This is a genomic window from Pseudomonas sp. rhizo66, assembly GCF_031931925.1.
Taxonomy (GTDB): domain Bacteria; phylum Pseudomonadota; class Gammaproteobacteria; order Pseudomonadales; family Pseudomonadaceae; genus Aquipseudomonas.
This window is the reverse complement of sequence record NZ_JAUJWZ010000019.1, coordinates 1-18,207: the sequence shown is the minus strand read 5'-3', so window position 1 is coordinate 18,207 and position 18,207 is coordinate 1. Positions and strand designations below refer to the sequence as shown.

Annotated in this window: 16 protein-coding genes; 7 read left to right on the top strand and 9 right to left on the bottom strand. The window is 59.3% G+C overall.

The window, feature by feature from the left end; translation table 11 throughout:
- Nucleotides 1-105: 105 nt before the first annotated feature.
- From pyk to gcl, 5 genes are all read right to left on the bottom strand, one after another.
- Nucleotides 106-1,521 carry a pyruvate kinase gene (gene pyk, locus QZR14_RS21535; protein WP_250603827.1) on the bottom strand — a complete coding sequence of 472 codons (1,416 nt, stop codon included), beginning with the start codon at nt 1,519-1,521 and terminating at the stop codon, nt 106-108.
- Nucleotides 1,518-2,792 (bottom strand): glycerate kinase type-2 family protein, encoded by a 1,275-nt coding sequence (locus QZR14_RS21530; RefSeq protein WP_311997705.1) that lies wholly within the window; start codon nt 2,790-2,792, stop codon nt 1,518-1,520. Before QZR14_RS21530 ends, pyk begins: the two co-directional genes overlap by 4 nt.
- A gap of 153 nt (nt 2,793-2,945) precedes the next feature.
- Nucleotides 2,946-3,839, bottom strand: coding sequence for a 2-hydroxy-3-oxopropionate reductase (locus QZR14_RS21525; protein ID WP_123533761.1), 894 nt, complete (start codon nt 3,837-3,839; stop codon nt 2,946-2,948).
- 134 nt (nt 3,840-3,973) lie between these two features.
- Complete coding sequence (gene hyi, locus QZR14_RS21520; RefSeq protein WP_311997704.1) at nt 3,974-4,756, bottom strand: hydroxypyruvate isomerase; 783 nt, start codon at nt 4,754-4,756, stop codon at nt 3,974-3,976.
- A 179-nt stretch (nt 4,757-4,935) separates the two neighbouring features.
- A complete protein-coding gene (gene gcl / locus QZR14_RS21515; protein WP_042607573.1) occupies nt 4,936-6,711 on the bottom strand; it encodes a glyoxylate carboligase in 1,776 nt (591 codons plus the stop codon).
- Nucleotides 6,712-6,979: 268 nt separating this feature from the next.
- Here gcl and QZR14_RS21510 point away from each other — a divergent pair, with 268 nt between their 5' ends.
- Together QZR14_RS21510 and QZR14_RS21505 are read left to right on the top strand one after the other, a co-directional pair.
- A complete protein-coding gene (locus tag QZR14_RS21510) occupies nt 6,980-7,420 on the top strand; it encodes a GlcG/HbpS family heme-binding protein (protein ID WP_250603835.1) in 441 nt (146 codons plus the stop codon).
- 207 nt (nt 7,421-7,627) lie between these two features.
- Nucleotides 7,628-8,086, top strand: coding sequence for an REP-associated tyrosine transposase (locus QZR14_RS21505; protein WP_311997702.1), 459 nt, complete (start codon nt 7,628-7,630; stop codon nt 8,084-8,086).
- Nucleotides 8,087-8,217: 131 nt separating this feature from the next.
- On the opposite strand, the gene QZR14_RS21500 is transcribed toward QZR14_RS21505, so the two are convergent.
- Nucleotides 8,218-8,823 (bottom strand): TetR/AcrR family transcriptional regulator, encoded by a 606-nt coding sequence (locus QZR14_RS21500; RefSeq protein WP_007919931.1) that lies wholly within the window; start codon nt 8,821-8,823, stop codon nt 8,218-8,220.
- A gap of 135 nt (nt 8,824-8,958) precedes the next feature.
- On the opposite strand from QZR14_RS21500, the gene QZR14_RS21495 reads away from it, so the two are divergent.
- The gene (locus QZR14_RS21495; protein WP_311997701.1) at nt 8,959-9,873 is read left to right on the top strand and encodes a DUF808 domain-containing protein; all 915 of its coding nucleotides are present in this window, start codon (nt 8,959-8,961) and stop codon (nt 9,871-9,873) included.
- A 174-nt stretch (nt 9,874-10,047) separates the two neighbouring features.
- Here QZR14_RS21495 and QZR14_RS21490 read toward each other — a convergent pair whose 3' ends face one another.
- Together QZR14_RS21490 and QZR14_RS21485 are read right to left on the bottom strand one after the other, a co-directional pair.
- Complete coding sequence (locus tag QZR14_RS21490; RefSeq protein WP_034151542.1) at nt 10,048-10,836, bottom strand: MlaA family lipoprotein; 789 nt, start codon at nt 10,834-10,836, stop codon at nt 10,048-10,050.
- Complete coding sequence (locus QZR14_RS21485; protein WP_064117369.1) at nt 10,829-12,127, bottom strand: hypothetical protein; 1,299 nt, start codon at nt 12,125-12,127, stop codon at nt 10,829-10,831. The genes QZR14_RS21490 and QZR14_RS21485 overlap by 8 nt, the downstream gene beginning before the upstream one ends.
- 224 nt (nt 12,128-12,351) lie before the next feature.
- Between QZR14_RS21485 and QZR14_RS21480 the strand changes: the two genes are divergently transcribed.
- On the top strand, nt 12,352-12,720 hold the full coding sequence (locus QZR14_RS21480; RefSeq protein ID WP_186625217.1) for a hypothetical protein: 369 nt from the start codon (nt 12,352-12,354) through the stop codon (nt 12,718-12,720).
- A 95-nt stretch (nt 12,721-12,815) separates the two neighbouring features.
- Here the strand turns inward: QZR14_RS21480 and QZR14_RS21475 are convergent, their stop codons facing one another.
- Entirely contained in the window at nt 12,816-14,411 is a 1,596-nt protein-coding gene (locus QZR14_RS21475) for a glycoside hydrolase family 17 protein (RefSeq protein WP_311997699.1), read from the bottom strand.
- 286 nt (nt 14,412-14,697) lie between these two features.
- Between QZR14_RS21475 and QZR14_RS21470 the strand changes: the two genes are divergently transcribed.
- The 3 genes from QZR14_RS21470 to QZR14_RS21460 all read left to right on the top strand — a co-directional run bounded on the left by QZR14_RS21470 (nt 14,698) and on the right by QZR14_RS21460 (nt 17,755).
- Nucleotides 14,698-15,549 (top strand): glycine betaine ABC transporter substrate-binding protein, encoded by an 852-nt coding sequence (locus QZR14_RS21470; RefSeq protein ID WP_007919916.1) that lies wholly within the window; start codon nt 14,698-14,700, stop codon nt 15,547-15,549.
- Nucleotides 15,550-15,788: 239 nt separating this feature from the next.
- Nucleotides 15,789-16,100, top strand: coding sequence for a DUF485 domain-containing protein (locus QZR14_RS21465; RefSeq protein ID WP_007919908.1), 312 nt, complete (start codon nt 15,789-15,791; stop codon nt 16,098-16,100).
- Nucleotides 16,097-17,755, top strand: a complete 1,659-nt coding sequence (locus QZR14_RS21460; RefSeq protein WP_250603849.1) for a cation acetate symporter — start codon at nt 16,097-16,099, stop codon at nt 17,753-17,755. The genes QZR14_RS21465 and QZR14_RS21460 overlap by 4 nt, the downstream gene beginning before the upstream one ends.
- Nucleotides 17,756-18,207: the final 452 nt, after the last annotated feature.

The following is an 18,207-nucleotide window of genomic DNA, read 5'->3' as shown; positions in this document are numbered from 1 at the left end:
CAGCAGGCTGGCTCCCACATTGAATCTTTGTTCAGTCATTGAGTTTGTGATGCACACAAATCAACTGTAGGAGCGAGCCTGCTCGCGAAGAGGCCGGTACGGGCGCTAAATCAATGTTTCAATCCGCAGCGAGTTGGTCGACCCCGGCTGCCCGAACGGCACGCCGGCAGTGATCAGCAGCGTGTCGCCACGCTCGGCCATGCCTTGGGCCTGGGCGATTTCCAGCGCGGTTGAGCACACCTCATCGACCTGACGCAGACGATCGTTGACCACCGAATGAATGCCCCACGCCACGCTCAAGCGTCGTGCGGTCTGCAGGTTCGGTGTCAGGTTGAGGATGGGGGCTTTTGGCCGTTCCCGCGATGCCCGCAAACTCGACGCACCGGACTCGCTGTAGTTGACCAGCACCGCCACCGGCAGCACGTTGCTGATACGCCGGATTGCGCAGCTGATCGCATCGGAAACGGTCGCTTCAGCCTTCGGCCGACTGACGTCGAGTTGCGTCTGATAGTCCGGGCCGTTTTCCACTTGGCGAATGATCTTGCTCATCATCTGCACGGCTTCCAGCGGGTATTCGCCGGACGCAGTTTCCGCCGACAGCATCACCGCATCGGCGCCTTCGGCCACAGCATTGGCAACGTCAGTCACCTCAGCGCGGGTCGGCGCCGGGGAGAAGCGCATCGACTCGAGCATCTGCGTCGCCACCACCACCGGTTTGCCGAGTTCGCGGCAGGTGGTGATGATGTTTTTCTGGATCTGCGGCACGCTTTCGGCCGGCACTTCGACGCCGAGGTCACCGCGAGCGACCATGATCGCGTCGCTCAATTCAGCGATTTCGCGCAGTTGCTCAACGGCCGAAGGCTTTTCGATTTTCGCCATCAAAAAAGCTTTGTCGCCGATCAGTGCACGGGCTTCGATGATGTCTTGCGCACGCTGCACAAACGACAGCGCGACCCAATCCACACCCAACTCCAGACCGAAGCTCAGATCGCGGCGATCCTTGGCGGTCAGCGGGCTGAGGTCGAGTACCGCTTGCGGCACGTTGACGCCTTTGCGATCCGACAATTCGCCGCCGTTGAGCACGGTGGTATCGATTGCGTCAGCGTATTTGGTGACCACACGCAGACGCAGTTTGCCGTCGTCGAGCAGCAGATCCATGCCCGCTTCCAGCGCGGCAATGATCTCCGGATGCGGCAGATTGACCCGGCGCTCATCGCCCGGCGTCGCGTCCAGATCCAGGCGGAACGCCTGCCCGCGATGCAACTGCACCTTGCTGTCGGCGAACTTGCCGACGCGCAGTTTCGGCCCCTGCAAGTCCATCAGAATGCCCAGCGGGTAGTTGAGCTGGCGCTCGACTTCGCGGATCCATTGATAGCGCTTGGCGTGGTCGGCGTGATCGCCGTGGCTGAAGTTCAGGCGGAAGATATTCACCCCGGCCTCGACCAGTTCACGGATGTCTTCGATGCCATCGACAGCAGGCCCGAGGGTGGCGAGGATTTTGACCTTTTTATCAGGCGTCATGATTTGCAGTTCTCAAGGATCAGAATGGCGCGGAAGTCGTTGACGTTGGTGCGGGTCGGCTCGGTGACGATCAACGCGTCGAGCGCCGCGAAATAGCCGTAGCCGTTGTTGTTATCCAGCTCGTCGCTGGCGCTCAGGCCAAGAGCGGCGGCGCGGGTGTAGCTGTCCGGGGTCATGATCGCGCCGGCGTTGTCTTCCGAGCCGTCGATGCCGTCGGTGTCACCGGCCAAGGCGTAGACGCCGGGCTGGCCTTTGAGACTGTCAGTCAGGCTCAAGAGGAATTCGGCATTGCGGCCGCCACGGCCATTGCCGCGCACGGTCACGGTGGTTTCGCCGCCGGAGAGGATCACGCAAGGTGCGGCCAGTGGCTGACCGTGGTTGATGATCTGGCGGGCGATGCCGGCATGGACTTTCGCCACTTCGCGCGACTCACCTTCGAGGTCGCCGAGGATCAGCGTGCTGAAACCGGCCTGACGGCATTTCACCGCCGCAGCATCCAGCGATTGCTGAGGACGGGCGATCAACTGGAAGTGGCTGCGCGCCAGACTCGGATCGCCGGGTTTGACCGTTTCCGACTCAGGGCTTTGCAGCCAGTTACGCACGGAAGCGGGGATCTCGATGCCGTAGCGTTTGATGATCGCCAGCGCTTCGGCGGACGTGCTTGGATCGGCCACGGTCGGGCCGGACGCGATGACCGTGGCGAGGTCGCCCGGCACATCGGAAATCGCGTAGGTATAAACAGTGGCAGGCCAGCAGGCCTTGCCGAGGCGGCCGCCCTTGATTGCCGAGAGGTGCTTGCGCACGCAGTTCATCTCGCCGATGGTCGCGCCGGATTTGAGCAGGGCTTTGTTGATCGACTGCTTGTCGGCGAGGGTGATGCCTTCGGCCGGCAGCGCCAGCAGGGCAGAGCCGCCACCGGAGAGCAGGAAGATCACGCGGTCGTCTTCGCTCAGGTTGCTGACCAGTTCCAGCACGCGTTTGGCCACGGCCAGGCCGGCAGCGTCCGGCACCGGATGCGCGGCTTCGACCACTTCGATTTTTTCGCACGGGGCGCCGTGACCGTAACGGGTCACTACCAGGCCAGACACTTCACCTTCCCAGCAGCGCTCGACCACTTGCGCCATGGCCGCAGCGGCTTTGCCGGCGCCGATGACGATGACGCGACCGCTGCGATCGGCAGGCAGATGGGCTTCGAGGACTTGGTTCGGATGGGCCGCGTCGATGGCTGTGGCAAACAGCTCGCGCAGCAGTTGTTGCGGATCGACCGACATGGCGGGCTCCCGGAATTCTTGTTATTCGAAAGGGCAACTCAGATCCCTTGTGGGAGCGAGCCTGCTCGCGAAGGCGGTGTGTCAGCCAACATGGATGTTGAATGGGCAACCGCTTTCGCGAGCAGGCTCGCTCCCACAGAGTTTGCGCAGGCTTTATTTGTTGTCGCGGATCGAGAAGTTGGCCATGTGTTCCAGGCCCTTGATCAGCGCCGAGTGGTCCCAGTTGCTGCCACCGATGGCCGCGCAGGTGCTGAATACTTGCTGAGCGTTGGCGGTGTTCGGCAGGTTGATGTTCAGCTCTTTGGCGCCTTGCAGGGCCAGGTTCAGGTCCTTCTGGTGCAGGCTGATGCGGAAGCCTGGATCGAAGGTGCCTTTGATCATGCGCTCGCCGTGCACTTCCAGAATCTTCGAGGAAGCGAAACCGCCCATCAGTGCTTCACGCACCTTGGCCGGATCAGCACCGTTTTTCGAAGCGAACAGCAGGGCTTCGGCAACGGCCTGAATGTTCAACGCCACGATGATCTGGTTCGCCACTTTGGCGGTCTGACCGTCGCCATTGCCACCGACCAGGGTGATGTTCTTGCCCATGGCCTGGAACAGCGGCAGGGCGCGTTCGAAGGCATCGGCGTCGCCACCGACCATGATGCTCAGGGTCGCGGCTTTGGCGCCGACTTCACCGCCGGACACTGGCGCGTCGAGGTACTGCGCGCCTTTCTCGTTGATCTTCGCCGCGAAGGCTTTGGTGGCGGTCGGCGAAATCGAGCTCATGTCGATGACCACTTTGCCCTTGCCAATACCGGCGGCAACGCCGTCGGCGCGGAACAGCACGTCGTCGACCTGCGGGGTATCCGGCACCATGACGATGATGAATTCAGCTTCCTGCGCGACTTCGCGCGGGTTGGCCAGGGCAACGGCGCCAGCGGCCACCAGGTCGGCAGGAGCGGCGTCGTGGTGCGCCGACAGGAACAGGCTGTGACCGGCTTTCTGCAGGTTCGCCGCCATTGGGTGGCCCATGATGCCGGTGCCGATAAATCCGATTTTAGCCATGAGAAAATCCTCTTGTTTTTATAAACAGCCGTAGGAGCTGCCGCAGGCTGCGATCTTTTGATTTTGAATTTTGCTTTTGAAGGTCAAGATCAAAAGATCGCAGCCTTCGGCAGCTCCTACAGGTTATGTATGGGTCAGATTGCGTTGTGGGTTTTCAACCAGCCCAGACCCGCTTCAGTGGTGGTAAGCGGCTTGTATTCACAGCCGACCCAGCCCTGATAACCGATGCGATCGAGGTGTTCGAACAGGAACCGATAGTTGATTTCACCGGTGCCGGGTTCGTTGCGCCCCGGGTTGTCCGCGAGCTGCACATGGTTGATCTCGCCCAGGTGCGATTGCAGGGTGCGGGCCAGATCGCCTTCCATGATTTGCATGTGGTAGATGTCGTATTGCAGGAACAGATTGGCGCTGCCGACCTGCTCGCGAATCGACAGGGCTTGCGCCGTGTTGTTCAGGTAGAAGCCCGGGATGTCGCGGGTGTTGATCGCTTCCATCACCAGTTTGATGCCCGCTGCCTGCAGCTTGTCGGCGGCGTATTTCAGGTTGGCGACGAAGGTCTTTTCCACGGTGGCATCATCAACGCCTTGCGGACGAATACCGGCCAGGCAGTTGATCTGGGTGTTGCCCAGCACTTGTGCGTAAGCGATCGCCAGATCGACACCGGCGCGGAACTCTTCGACCCGATCCGGCAGGCATGCAATACCGCGCTCGCCTTTGGCCCAGTCACCGGCCGGCAGGTTGAACAGCACTTGAGTCAGCCCGTTGGCCTCGAGTTTTGCCTTGATTTCAGCCGAGCTGAAGTCGTACGGGAACAGGTATTCCACGCCACTGAAACCGGCCTTGGCGGCGGCGTCGAAACGGGCAAGGAAATCCTGTTCGGTGAACAGCATGGACAGGTTGGCTGCGAAACGCGGCATGGTGGTCTCCTAAAAACTGATGAGGCACGGTAGGTCAGACTGAGCGCGGTCAAGTCCCCTCTCCTGGGGGAGAGGGTTAGGGTGAGGGGGAATCCTGAGTCTGATCCCCATTGTGTGAACACCGCAAAATCTTTCCCTCACCCCAGCCCTCTCCCAGAGGGAGAGGGAGCTAGTTACGTTCAATCAAGCAGCGAAATCGCCGTTGGCGCATCGTTGCCGACCAGCGCCAGGTCTTCGAATTCGTTGACGGCGTTGATCTCGGTGCCCATGGAGATGTTGGTCACACGCTCCAGAATGATCTCGACGATCACCGGCACCTTGAACTCTTCGATCATCTGTTCGGCCTTGCGCAGGGCAGGGGCGATTTCCGAGGGTTCGAACACACGCAGTGCTTTACAGCCGAGGCCTTCAGCCACTGCGATGTGGTCAACCCCGTAACCGTTGAGTTCCGGCGCGTTCAGGTTATCGAAGGACAGCTGCACGCAGTAGTCCATTTCGAACCCGCGCTGGGCCTGACGGATCAGACCCAGGTACGAGTTGTTCACCACGACGTGGATGTAAGGCAGTTTGAACTGAGCGCCGACCGCCAGTTCTTCGATCATGAACTGGAAGTCATAGTCCCCCGACAGGGCCACGACTTTGCGGTTCGGATCGGCCTTGACCACGCCCAGCGCGGCCGGAATGGTCCAGCCCAATGGGCCTGCCTGGCCGCAGTTGATCCAGTGACGCGGCTTGTAGACGTGCAGGAACTGCGCGCCGGCAATCTGCGACAGACCAATGGTGCTGACGTAGCAGGTGTCCTTGCCGAACACCTGGTTCATTTCTTCGTAAACGCGCTGTGGTTTCACCGGCACGTTGTCGAAGTGAGTCTTGCGGTGCAGGCTGGCTTTGCGTTGCTGGCAATCTTGCAGCCAGGCGCTGCGGTTTTTCAGCTTGCCGGCGGCTTGCCATTCACGGGCTACTTCGATGAACACGGTCAGTGCTGCAGCGGCGTCGGAAACGATGCCCAGATCCGGGGTGAACACACGACCGATCTGCGTGCCTTCGATGTCGACGTGAATGAACTTGCGACCTTCGGTGTAAACGTCAACTGAACCGGTGTGGCGGTTGGCCCAACGGTTACCGATACCCAGCACCACGTCGGATTTCAGCATGGTCGCGTTGCCGTAACGGTGCGACGTCTGCAGACCGACCATGCCGACCATCAACGGGTGATCGTCAGGGATGGTGCCCCAGCCCATCAGGGTCGGGATCACCGGGATGCCGGTCAGCTCAGCGAATTCAACCAGCAGATCGCTGGCGTCGGCGTTGATGATGCCGCCGCCGGCCACCAGCAATGGACGCTCGGCCTGATCCAGCAGCGCCAAAGCCTTCTCGACCTGCACGCGGGTCGCGGTCGGTTTGGCCAATGGCAGCGGCTGGTAAGCGTCGATGTCGAATTCGATCTCGGCCATCTGCACGTCGAACGGCAGGTCGATCAGCACGGGGCCTGGACGGCCAGAGCGCATTTCATAAAAGGCTTTCTGGAACGCATAAGGCACCTGGCCCGGTTCCAGAACAGTGGTCGCCCACTTAGTGACTGGCTTGACGATGCTGGTGATGTCCACCGCCTGGAAGTCTTCCTTGTGCATACGGGCGCGGGGTGCCTGACCGGTAATGCAGAGGATTGGAATCGAGTCGGCCGAGGCACTGTAGAGCCCGGTGACCATGTCGGTACCGGCAGGACCGGAAGTCCCGATGCACACGCCGATGTTGCCGGCCTTGGTGCGGGTGTAGCCCTCGGCCATGTGCGAGGCGCCTTCAACGTGGCGAGCGAGGACGTGATCGATGCCACCGACTTTCTGCAAGGCGGAGTACAGCGGGTTGATGGCAGCGCCCGGGATGCCAAAAGCGGTATCAACCCCTTCACGGCGCATCACCAGAACGGCGGCTTCGATTGCTCTCATTTTGCTCATGGTTTTGTGCCTCTTTACGTTTTGTAATTGTATACAAGTGGCTTTGCGCAGAGTGTATTCACGGCGGACGGCGCAGGTCAATCCATTTTCTCAAGCGTCTGTTTCATTCGTCGGAAGCCTGTCTGAGTGTGGCTTTTCGTCGCATGTGGCGCTTTTCGAGAATTATTGTATACAAAAAAATAACTCATTGTGTTCTATTTGTTGTATCGGGCTGCGGCAGAAAACCGCAGCCCCACGACTTTCCCTATAACAAAATGAGGACGGCACCATGAGCGCTTTAACCTTGAAAGTCGCAGTCAATCTGGTCAGCGAAGCCATCAATGCAGGGCGCGGCATCAACGCCGCGCCGCTGACCATCGCGGTACTCGATACCGGCGGCCACCTGATCACCCTGCAGCGCGAAGACGGTGCCAGCCTGCTGCGCCCGGATATCGCCATCGGCAAGGCCTGGGGCGCCATTGCCCTGGGTAAAGGCTCGCGCCTGCTGGCACTGGATGCACAACAACGCCCGGCCTTCATTGCCGCCCTCAACAGCATGGGCCAGGGCAGCGTCGTGCCGGCACCGGGCGGTGTGTTGATTCGGGATCAGGCGGGGAACGTGCTGGGTGCGATCGGGATTAGCGGGGATCTGTCGGACATTGATGAGCAGGTGGCGATTAAAGCGGTGGAGGCGTTGGCGTTGCGGGCGGATGCGGGGGTGGCTGCTTGATCGGAGGCGTCTGAACAATGGTCATCGCTGGCAAGCTAGCTCCCACAGTTTTTGTCGAACGTAAATTTCGCGAATGACACAGAACCTTGTGGGAGCTGGCTTGCCAGCGATGGCGGCCTAACTGACACATCATGAAAAAAGACTAACCAGCCAAATGGATCACTGAAGTCTAGCCTTCTGATGAACTCATCATGAAGGGGCAATGGATTGCCTGATTTTCCTGCTTCACATCGTCTGCGAGCCGGCCGCTATGCCGAGCCGAATCGAATCTATCTCCTGACTACCAACACACTTGATCGCGAACCGATCTTTGCCGATTTCGTTCTGGGCAGATTGGTTGTTCATCAGTTTCTGCGGGCGCAAGATCTTGGGTTGGCAAAATCATTGGCATGGGTGGTCATGTCAGATCACTTTCATTGGCTCGTTGAGCTGGAAAACTGCTCACTTCGCAAACTGATGCGAGAGACCAAGTCACTGATTACGCGCGAAGTGAATCTATCCAGTGGTAGAAACGGGCCGCTTTGGCAGCAGGGGTTTCACGACCGCGCACTGCGGCGGGAAGAGGATCTAGTGAAAATGGCGCGATATGTCGTAGCTAACCCTTTACGGGCGGGATTGGTCGGAAGGATTGGCGACTATCCGCTGTGGGATGCAGTTTGGCTTTAACAATTTTGAATCGAGTTGCCTCTATCGCTGGCAAGCCAGCTCCCACAGGTTTCTCTGTCGAATTCAGATTTAGCAAACAACACAAATCCTGGTGGGAGCTGGCTTGCCAGCGATGGCGCCACAGCAATACTTCAGTCCGGCTCACACCCCTTCAACACCAACCGGATAATCGTCTGCGCCGCGGCTTCATAATCTGCCTCGTCCAGCTTGTCCTTGCCGGTGACCGCAGAAATCTGCCAGTCGAAGTCGGCGTAGGTCTGGGTCGCGGCCCAGATGCTGAACATCAGGTGGTTGGGGTCGATCGGGGCGATCTGGCCGCGGTCGATCCAGCTCTGGATGCAGTCGATGTTGTGCTTGGCCTGGCCGTTGAGCTGCTCGACCAGATCGGCGCTCAAATGTGGCGCGCCGTGCATGATTTCGCTGGCGAATACTTTGGAAGCGAAGGGCAGGTCGCGGGAGATGCGGATCTTCGAGCGGATGTAGCCGCTCAGCACTTCGCTCGGTACACCGTCCGGATTGAACGGGGTCGAGGCCTGCAAAATCGGCACGATGATGCTTTCCAATACCTCGCGATAGAGGTTTTCCTTGGACTTGAAGTAGTAGTAGACGTTGGGCTTGGGCAATCCCGCCTTGGCGGCGATGTCGCTGGTTTTGGTCGCAGCGAAGCCCTTGTCGGCAAACTCCTCACTGGCGGCACGCAGGATCAGTTCTTTGTTGCGCTCGCGGATTGTGCTCATAAACCCGGTGGTTCCTTGCCTGTTCTGGCGGTTGCGCATGGTAGCACCGGCCTCGCGCAGCGCTCAAGAATGCCCCGTGTGGTCTGTGGTCGCGTTATGCTTCGCACCATTCATACATAAAAGGAAACAGGATTCATGGCAGGAAGCAGTTTGCTGGTGCTGGTCGACGATATTGCCACCGTGCTGGATGACGTGGCGTTGATGAGCAAAATGGCCGCCAAGAAGACCGCCGGCGTGCTCGGCGACGACCTGGCGCTCAATGCCCAGCAGGTCTCCGGTGTGCGTGCCGAGCGGGAAATTCCCGTGGTTTGGGCCGTAGCCAAAGGCTCGTTCGTCAATAAACTGATTCTGGTGCCGTCGGCGCTGGCGATCAGTGCGTTCGTGCCATGGCTGGTGACGCCGTTGTTGATGGTCGGCGGCGCGTATCTGTGCTTTGAGGGTTTCGAGAAGCTCGCGCACAAGTTTTTGCACAGCAAGGCTGAAGACGAGGCCGAGCATGCGCAACTGACTCAGGCGGTAGCCGATCCGGCGACTGATCTGGTGGCTTACGAGAAGGACAAGATCAAGGGTGCGATTCGCACTGACTTCATCCTCTCGGCAGAGATTATCGCGATCACCTTGGGCACCGTGGCGGATGCATCGCTGACTCAGCAAGTGATCGTGATGTCCGGCATCGCCATCGTCATGACTGTCGGCGTTTACGGGTTGGTGGCGGGTATCGTCAAACTCGACGACCTCGGGTTGTGCCTGACCCGGAAGCCTGGGCAGTTCGCCAGGAAAATCGGCAGCGCCATCCTCAGTGCTGCGCCGTACATGATGAAAACCTTGTCGGTGGTCGGTACGGCAGCGATGTTCCTGGTCGGCGGCGGCATCCTCACCCACGGTGTGCCGGTCGTGCATCACTGGATTGAAGGCGTTGGCGCAGCAGCGGGGAGTGCCGGGTTTGCGGTACCGATGTTGCTCAACGGCGTGGCGGGGATCATTGCTGGTGCGGTGGTGTTGGCGGTGGTTGCCGTTGTCGGCAAGATCTGGCGCGCCATCAAAGGCTGAACGCAGTATCCCTGTGGGAGCGAGCCTGCTCGCGAAGGCGTCGAGTCAGTCAGCTCTTCAGGCGCTGATGCACCGCATTCGCGAGCAGGCTCGCTCCCACATTGGATTTTGGTGATGCCATGAAAAAGGGCCATTCGACTCGCATCGAATGGCCCTTTTTCGTACCTGGCGAAATTACTCGGCGATCTGCAACTTGCGCGCTTCGGTGTAAACGTAACGCACTTTCTCGTACTCGAACGGCGAATTCATCTGGCCGTAACGGAAGCTGGTCTGGTAGCGCTTGTCGACCGCACGCAGGGCCCAGATTTCCGGGTGGTTGGAGCTGACTTCCGAGACGTTGAGGAAGTTGATCGCCGATTCGGCGGTGTAATCCACGGCAAGACCGGCGGTGTCACGGATGTTCGACGGGCCAAGGATCGGCAGTACGAAGTAGGCGCCTCCCGGTACACCGTAGAAGCCCAGGGTCTGGCCGAAGTCTTCGCTCTGACGCGGCAGGCCCATGGCGGTGGCCGGGTCCCACAGGCCGGCGATGCCGATGGTGGTGTTGAGCAGCAGGCGTGCGGTGGTTTCCATCGAGCGCTGGCCTTTGAACTGCAACAGGCTGTTGACCAGGTTCGGCACGTCACCGAGGTTGTTGAAGAAGTTGCTCACACCCGTACGCACGAAGCTTGGCGTGATGTAGCGATAGCCATCGACCACCGGCAGGAACACCCATTGATCGAAGCGGTAGTTGAAGTGGTAAACCCGGCGGTTCCACGATTCCAGCGGGTCGTAGACGTTCAGCGCGTTGAGCGTCGAACGCTCGAATTCGCGCTGATCCAGCCCTGGGTTGAACTTGAGTTTGGACAGCGGCTCCTTGAAGCCGTCGCTGTCGACGACGACCGGCGCGTTGGCTTTACTGTTGTCGGCCTGGGCCACGCCTGCGCAGAGGAGCGCTGCCATCAGCAGGAGATATTTAGCCACGGAAGAACTCCAGCATGGCGTCGCTGTTGACGCGGTAGTTAAGGTTGCCGCAATGGCCGCCCAGTGGGTAAACGGTCAGGCGATCACCGAATGTTTTACGCAGGAAACCGAGGTCGCCCGGGCCGAGGATCACGTCATCGGCGTTGTGCATGACGGCGATTTTCGGGCTGTCGTGCAGGTAATCCTTGAGCGCATACAGGCTGACCTGATCGATCAGTTGCAGCAGGCTGCCGCCGTCGGTGCGCGCGCGCCACATCGGAATCACTTGATCGGTCAGGTAGCAGTCGAAATCGCACTGCAGCGCACGCTTGAGGAAAGGCGTGAGGCTGGTGCCTTCGGTGATCGGAAATTTCGGCGGGGTGATCAGGCCGCGACGGTTGATCAGGTCGGAGGTGAAGGCAATGTCGGCCGCCGAGAAGCGGAACGAGGTGCCGATCAGCATCGCCATCTGTTCGTTGGTCAGGTGCTGCTTGGACTGCTGGAAGTCGTAGAGCAGCGCATCGTTGAGGTCGATGTAGCCTTTCTGCTGGAAGTAGCGGGTCAGCTTCGACAGCACCAGTTCATAGAAAGTGGTGCTGTTGTTGATGCCTTTCACCTCTGTTTGCACCAGCTTGTCGAGGTTGGTCACCGAGGTATAGAGGTTGACCGGCGGATTGAGCAGCAGGACTTTCTTGAAATTGAAGCTGCGGCGCGTTTCGTCCAGATGCGCGACAAACGCCGCGTCCAGGGCGCCCAGGCTGTAACCGGTCAGGTAGTACTCGGTCACCGGCAGTTTCGGGTTTTGCGCGCGCACGGCCTGCATTACCCGGTACATGTCTTCGGCGTCTTCCTTGGTCACGCCCGGGGTGGCGAAGCGTGAGGCAGCGCTGATGAAGTCGAAGCTGGTTGGCGACGACAACTGCACGACGTGGTAGCCGGCCTTGTAGTAGAGCTTTTTCAGGTATTCGTTGAGCGTGCTGTCATAGCGCGCGCCGGTGCCAGCGATCAGGAAGATCAGCGGTGCTGGCTTGTCCTGGGTGGCGATGCGGTAGGTGAGCTTTTTTACTGCCCAGAAGTTGTCCGGCAGGATGAACTCTCGCTCCGGGCGCAACGTCAGGCTGCGGTCCGACTGATTGATGTCGTCGTCCAGCGGCAATTCCGGGCGCAAGTCCGGCGGAGTCGTGGCGATGGTCGCCTCGAACGGGTTGGTCAGGGGGTAGCCATAACTGGCGGCATCGATATCCACCGCCAGTGCGGACGCACTCAGAATAAGGCCGCTGAACAGCGCGGCGAAGCGCAAGGAACGGAGCATGACTAGATCCCTTAGAGGAAGGTGCCGAATGAAGTTCGCAGGCTATGACCACCGGGGTTGCGCCAAAGTGCCATGCTGCGGCACCAAACAGGCAGAATTCGGGGTAATAGTAGCTGGACGATACACTTTGCACGCCCTGAATGAACAGTTAACAGTTGTTAGTTCTTGCACACGGCTGGCGGCAGATTAAGCTGGCCGCCGATTTCCGAAGATTGGAGTGTTTCATGTCCCGCCGTTTGCCCGTGATTTTGCTGCTCGTTCTGTTGCCGTTGTGGCTGGCCGCCAGTTATGGCGCGCGTTATGGCTTTATGGAAGACGGAAAATGGGTGGGCATCTGCGTCGACGAGGCCAGTCGCTGGGAATGTCAGGTGCGTTCGAACCTGGGCTTGATGATTCACTTCAAGGTATTGGGCTGGACGGCGTTGGGCGCGGCGTTGATCGGTTTTGTCTTGCCCGGGCGGGCAGGGTGGTGGCTGGCGGTGCTGGCGCTGGTGTTTGGGGCGCCGGCGCTGGCGTTGTACAACACCACGCTGGCGGTATTTGCGCTGGTGATTGCCGGGTTGCGGTTGGTCCGCGAGTCCCGTAGCGCCTGATGGAAAAGATCGCAGCCTTCGGCAGCTCCTACATTGAAATGGCGTACACCTTGTAGGAGCTGCCGAAGGCTGCGATCTTTTGATCTTGCTTTTGATCAGTCTTTTCGAACGCGCAGGCAGCGCCACAGAGCCGCCACCATCAACACACTCACCAACGCCCAACCCCATGCCTGCTGATTCTGCAGACCTTCCTGATACAGCTGCGGCGCAATCCCCGCCCCGACAATAAACGTCAGCAACGCAATCTCGCGACGCGGCACGCTGACCGGCCGGCACAGATAAACCAGCGCCGGCAGCACAAACGCCATGCTTGCAAAGCTGCGATAACGCGGATCAAACACCATCTCCAGCATCATCACCGCTGCGGCAAAGCCTGCTGCCGCGACCAGCCATCCGGCGCGCCGCTCCAGCAGATTGAACACCCGTTCACGCCAGCCAGTCCGCTTGCTCAGCGTCAGTGCCGCGTGTGCCAGTACCAACAGATTCAGCGCCGTCAGCAAACCGACCCACAGCCACTCACTGGTGAACCGCGTGGTCACCCGCGCCAGATCACCCCAGGCGCCAATCGAGCAAGCGGCGAGGGCGCCCAGCAGCGGCAACACCAGCGCCGAGCGCGTCGTGCGAACGCGACCGCCAAGGATCAGCGTGCCAAGGAAAATCAACCCGCCGACCGCCAGCCATTCCTTCCAGAACGGCACATTGGTCACCGGCCCGGCGAGTACGCCTTTGTCCTGACGATCCGCATCGTACAGACCCCAGTAACCGCCCACCGCGCCTTCACTGCTGCGCTTCCACGGCTGGTCGAAGGCTTCGATCAGGTTGTAATGCCAGCCTTCCTTCTCGGCCATTGCGACGAAACCACGAATGAACCTGGCCTCGTTGACCCGGCTCGGCAAAGCGGTCTCACGCTGGCGGCCTTCGCTTGGCCAGCCGGTTTCGCCGATCATCACGTCTTTGGGCGCAAATTTATTGCCGAACACCTGACGCACATCGGCGACATGCTGCAGGGCAACGTCGATATTCGACGGATCATCTTCCCAGTACGGCAGCAAATGGATGGTCAGGAAGTCCACCGCCGGCGCGACTTCCGGGTGCTTGAGCCAGAATTCCCAGACATCGGCGTACGTCATCGGTTGCTTGACCTGGCTCTTGACCTTGTTGATCAAGCGGGCCAGTTGCGCGCCGGTGACTTCCTTGCGCAGCAAGGCTTCGTTGCCGACGATCACCGCGCTGACCACGTCCGGGTTGGCGTTGGCCGATTTGATCAGCAGGTCGACTTCTTTCTCGGTCTCCACCGGGTTGCTGTTGACCCAGGCGCCGATCATCAATTTCAAGCCGTGTTTGCGCGCCAGCTCCGGCAGCGCCTCAAGTCCCGCCATCGAATAGGTGCGAATGCACTCGAAACGTGTCGCCAGCAATTCGAGATCGGCGTCCATGCGCTCCGGGCGCAGTTTGAACGGCACATCGAACGGCGATTGGTCTTTATCGAACGGGGTGTAGGAGGCGCACTGCAATTTATGCGTCGGGGTCGCGGCGTCCGGCAGGATCACCGGTTGGCCGAGGCCGTACCAGAAGCCACCGAGGGCAAACAGCCCCAGCAGGCAGGCGAAGAGATAAGGCAGAAAAGGGAAACGGGAGGTCGCGGACATGGTCAGGCCGAGTGGCTGCAAAGCGACGCATGTTACCTGCATTTATACAGGGGTTGGTGGCCCGCATGATTTTGACATGCAAAGTTCGGGCGGATTATTTGGCGTCATTTATAGAGTCGCGATTAATGGCTTTCTGATGTCGTTTCTCGTTGCCTTGAGGTCGCTGGCAGAGCAGGTCGACTACCGCGTGAGGTTGATGATCAAGCCATCAGTACTCCGCTGATGTTCGAACGAGTTTGCGGTCAGGCGTGATGGGGGCGCCGTGCACCATAACAATACGTTGACGCCGCCCGTCATCCGTCGGGCGCAGCATTTCGGGGAAGTAACGATGAAGATGCGACGACTTTTAGGCGCAAGTGCTGCTCTGGTGCTTGCGATGAGTTCCACTTTCGCCAGTGCAGAAAAGCAGACCCTGAACATCGGTTACGTTGACGGCTGGTCCGACAGCGTCGCGACCACCCATGTGGCGGCCGAAGTGATCAAACAGAAACTCGGTTACGACGTGAAGCTGCAAGCCGTTGCCACCGGGATCATGTGGCAGGGCGTGGCCACCGGCAAACTCGACGCCATGCTGTCGGCCTGGCTGCCAGTGACCCACGGCGAATACTGGACGAAAAACAAGGATCAGGTTGTCGATTACGGCCCGAACTTCAAGGATGCGAAAATCGGCCTGATCGTGCCTGAGTACGTCAAAGCCAAATCCATCGAAGACCTGAAGACCGACGACACCTTCAAAAACCGTATCGTCGGTATCGACGCCGGTTCAGGCGTCATGCTCAAGACCGATCAGGCGATCAAGGATTATGGCCTCGACAAGTACTCCCTCAAAGCCAGTTCCGGCGCCGGCATGATCGCCGAGCTGACCCGTGCCGAGAAGAAAAACGAATCCATCGCCGTCACCGGTTGGGTGCCGCACTGGATGTTCGCCAAGTGGAAACTGCGCTTCCTCGACGACCCGAAAGGCGTGTATGGCGCGGCTGAAACCGTGAACAGCATTGGCAGCAAGGAGCTCGCTACCAAAGCGCCGGAAGTGGCCAAGTTCCTGAAGAACTTCCAGTGGGCGTCGAAAGACGAAATCGGCGAAGTGATGCTGGCGATTCAGGACGGTGCCAAGCCTGACGCAGCGGCCAAGGATTGGGTCGCCAAGCACCCGGATCGCGTGGCTGACTGGACCAAATAACCGCCACACCGCCTAAACCTGTGGGAGCGAGCCTGCTCGCGAATGCGATCTGTCAGTTGATACATATTTCGACTGAACCGACGCTTTCGCGAGCAGGCTCGCTCCCACATTTATTTATGCATGCTTGAAATTGGCAAAAGTGTCATGGCGTTCTACTACTAAGGTCGTCTGTTCCCGCGCTCGCAGCCGCATACATTAGCTATGTTCCAACAATAATCTGTGCTGCGAGGATAAAAACAATGAACGACAGCATTTACCTCTCGATTCAAAACAGTCCCCGATTCAAGGAGCTGGTGCGAAAAAGGGAAAAGTTCGCTTGGATACTCTCGGCGATCATGCTCGGGCTTTACTCTGGCTTCATCCTGTTGATCGCTTACGGGCCGCACATTCTGGGCGCGAAACTCAGTCCGGAATCCTCGATTACCTGGGGAATTCCAATCGGTGTCGGACTCATTCTTTCTGCATTCATCCTCACCGCTATCTACGTGCGCCGCGCCAATGGCGAGTTCGACGACCTGAACAATGCGATTCTCAAGGAGGCTCAGCAATGATCCGGCGTCTACTGGCTCTTTTGAGCGTTGCTGCGGTCGCACCGAGTGTCTGGGCGGCTGATGCGTTGACCGGTGAAGTGGCCAAACAGCCACTGAACATTCCTGCGATCCTGATGTTCGTCGCGTTCGTTGGCGCGACCCTGTACATCACCTACTGGGCCTCGAAGAAAAACAACTCGGCGGCCGACTACTATGCGGCGGGCGGCAAGATCACCGGTTTCCAGAACGGTCTGGCGATTGCCGGTGACTACATGTCGGCGGCGTCCTTCCTGGGGATTTCCGCTCTGGTGTTCACCTCCGGCTACGATGGCCTGATCTACTCGATCGGCTTCCTGGTAGGCTGGCCGATCATTCTGTTCCTGATCGCCGAGCGCCTGCGTAACCTGGGTAAATACACCTTTGCCGACGTGGCGTCCTACCGCCTCGGGCAAACCCAGATCCGCACCCTGTCTGCCTGCGGTTCGCTGGTGGTGGTGGCGTTCTACCTGATCGCGCAAATGGTCGGTGCCGGCAAGTTGATCCAGCTGTTGTTCGGTCTGGACTACCACGTTGCGGTAATTCTGGTGGGTGTGCTGATGTGCATGTACGTGTTGTTCGGCGGCATGCTGGCGACTACTTGGGTGCAGATCATCAAGGCTGTATTGCTGCTGTCCGGCGCCTCGTTCATGGCGCTGATGGTCATGAAGCACGTAGGCTTCGACTTCAACACGCTGTTTTCCGAGGCGATCAAGGTTCACGCCAAGGGCGAGGCGATCATGAGTCCGGGCGGTCTGGTCAAGGATCCGATTTCAGCCTTCTCGCTGGGTCTGGCGCTGATGTTCGGTACCGCAGGCCTGCCACACATTCTGATGCGCTTCTTCACCGTGAGTGACGCAAAAGAAGCCCGCAAGAGCGTGCTCTACGCAACCGGCTTCATTGGCTACTTCTACATCCTGACGTTCATCATCGGCTTCGGCGCGATCCTGCTGGTCAGCACTAACCCGGCCTTCAAAGATGCTGCTGGCGCGCTGTTGGGCGGCAACAACATGGCGGCGGTGCACCTGGCCAACGCGGTCGGTGGCAGTATCTTCCTCGGCTTTATCTCGGCAGTGGCGTTCGCGACCATTCTGGCGGTTGTGGCGGGCCTGACGCTGGCCGGTGCTTCGGCGGTTTCTCACGATCTGTATGCCAGTGTGATCAAGAAGGGCAAGGCGAACGAGAAGGACGAGATTCGTGTCTCGAAGATCACCACCATTGCCTTGGCAGTACTGGCGATCGGTTTGGGTATCCTTTTCGAAAGCCAGAACATCGCGTTCATGGTTGGCCTGGCGTTCTCGATCGCGGCGAGCTGTAACTTCCCGGTGCTGTTGCTTTCGATGTACTGGAAGAAACTGACCACGCGCGGTGCGATGATCGGCGGCTGGCTGGGGCTGGTGAGTGCGGTGGGTCTGATGGTGCTTGGTCCGACCATCTGGGTGCAGATTCTGCATCACGAGAAGGCGATCTTCCCTTACGAATACCCGGCGCTGTTCTCGATGATCATTGCTTTCATCGGGATCTGGTTCTTCTCGATTACCGACAAGTCGGCGGCAGCGGATAACGAGCGGGCGCTGTTCTTCCCGCAGTTTGTGCGTTCGCAGACCGGGTTGGGGGCGAGTGGGGCGGTTTCGCACTAAGAGATCAGCTGTAAGCTGCAAGCTTCAAGCTTCAAGAAAACGCCCTGGTTGAGAGATTGGGGCGTTTTTTTGTGGGCGGTTATCGGTTGGTTTGGTGTGTATATCCGTTGCTGCGCTAACGGCGGCTTAGGGTTTCGCCCTTACGGCGAGTCACCTTTTCCAAACGCCGAAAAGGTAACCGAAAAGGCTTGCTCCTGCGTTCGGCCCTCGCAGGCTCGGGTTCCTTCGCTGCGGTATCGATCCGGGCGCAGCGGCTCCGGTTTGCTTCGCTGCACCTCCTTCCGCTGTGTCTGGCTGCGCCAGACGGTCGCTGCGCTCCCACCCCCGGATCAATCCCTCCACTCAGCCTTCCGACGTCGCCCGTGGATCAAGATCAAAAGCAGGCGAGTTGACACTCGGCCTATTGGGGGGTGAAGAGCGGGTGTTCGGCTTTGGTTTTTTGGTGGATTCGC

Coding starts and splice junctions, on each gene's coding strand:
- pyk (WP_250603827.1), bottom strand. CDS start 1,521: ATGACGCCTGATAAAAAGGTCAAAATCCTCGCCACCCTCGGGCCTGCT.
- QZR14_RS21530 (WP_311997705.1), bottom strand. CDS start 2,792: ATGTCGGTCGATCCGCAACAACTGCTGCGCGAGCTGTTTGCCACAGCC.
- QZR14_RS21525 (WP_123533761.1), bottom strand. CDS start 3,839: ATGGCTAAAATCGGATTTATCGGCACCGGCATCATGGGCCACCCAATG.
- hyi (WP_311997704.1), bottom strand. CDS start 4,756: ATGCCGCGTTTCGCAGCCAACCTGTCCATGCTGTTCACCGAACAGGAT.
- gcl (WP_042607573.1), bottom strand. CDS start 6,711: ATGAGCAAAATGAGAGCAATCGAAGCCGCCGTTCTGGTGATGCGCCGT.
- QZR14_RS21510 (WP_250603835.1), top strand. CDS start 6,980: ATGAGCGCTTTAACCTTGAAAGTCGCAGTCAATCTGGTCAGCGAAGCC.
- QZR14_RS21500 (WP_007919931.1), bottom strand. CDS start 8,823: ATGAGCACAATCCGCGAGCGCAACAAAGAACTGATCCTGCGTGCCGCC.
- QZR14_RS21495 (WP_311997701.1), top strand. CDS start 8,959: ATGGCAGGAAGCAGTTTGCTGGTGCTGGTCGACGATATTGCCACCGTG.
- QZR14_RS21485 (WP_064117369.1), bottom strand. CDS start 12,127: ATGCTCCGTTCCTTGCGCTTCGCCGCGCTGTTCAGCGGCCTTATTCTG.
- QZR14_RS21480 (WP_186625217.1), top strand. CDS start 12,352: ATGTCCCGCCGTTTGCCCGTGATTTTGCTGCTCGTTCTGTTGCCGTTG.
- QZR14_RS21475 (WP_311997699.1), bottom strand. CDS start 14,411: ATGCAGGTAACATGCGTCGCTTTGCAGCCACTCGGCCTGACCATGTCC.
- QZR14_RS21470 (WP_007919916.1), top strand. CDS start 14,698: ATGAAGATGCGACGACTTTTAGGCGCAAGTGCTGCTCTGGTGCTTGCG.
- QZR14_RS21465 (WP_007919908.1), top strand. CDS start 15,789: ATGAACGACAGCATTTACCTCTCGATTCAAAACAGTCCCCGATTCAAG.
- QZR14_RS21460 (WP_250603849.1), top strand. CDS start 16,097: ATGATCCGGCGTCTACTGGCTCTTTTGAGCGTTGCTGCGGTCGCACCG.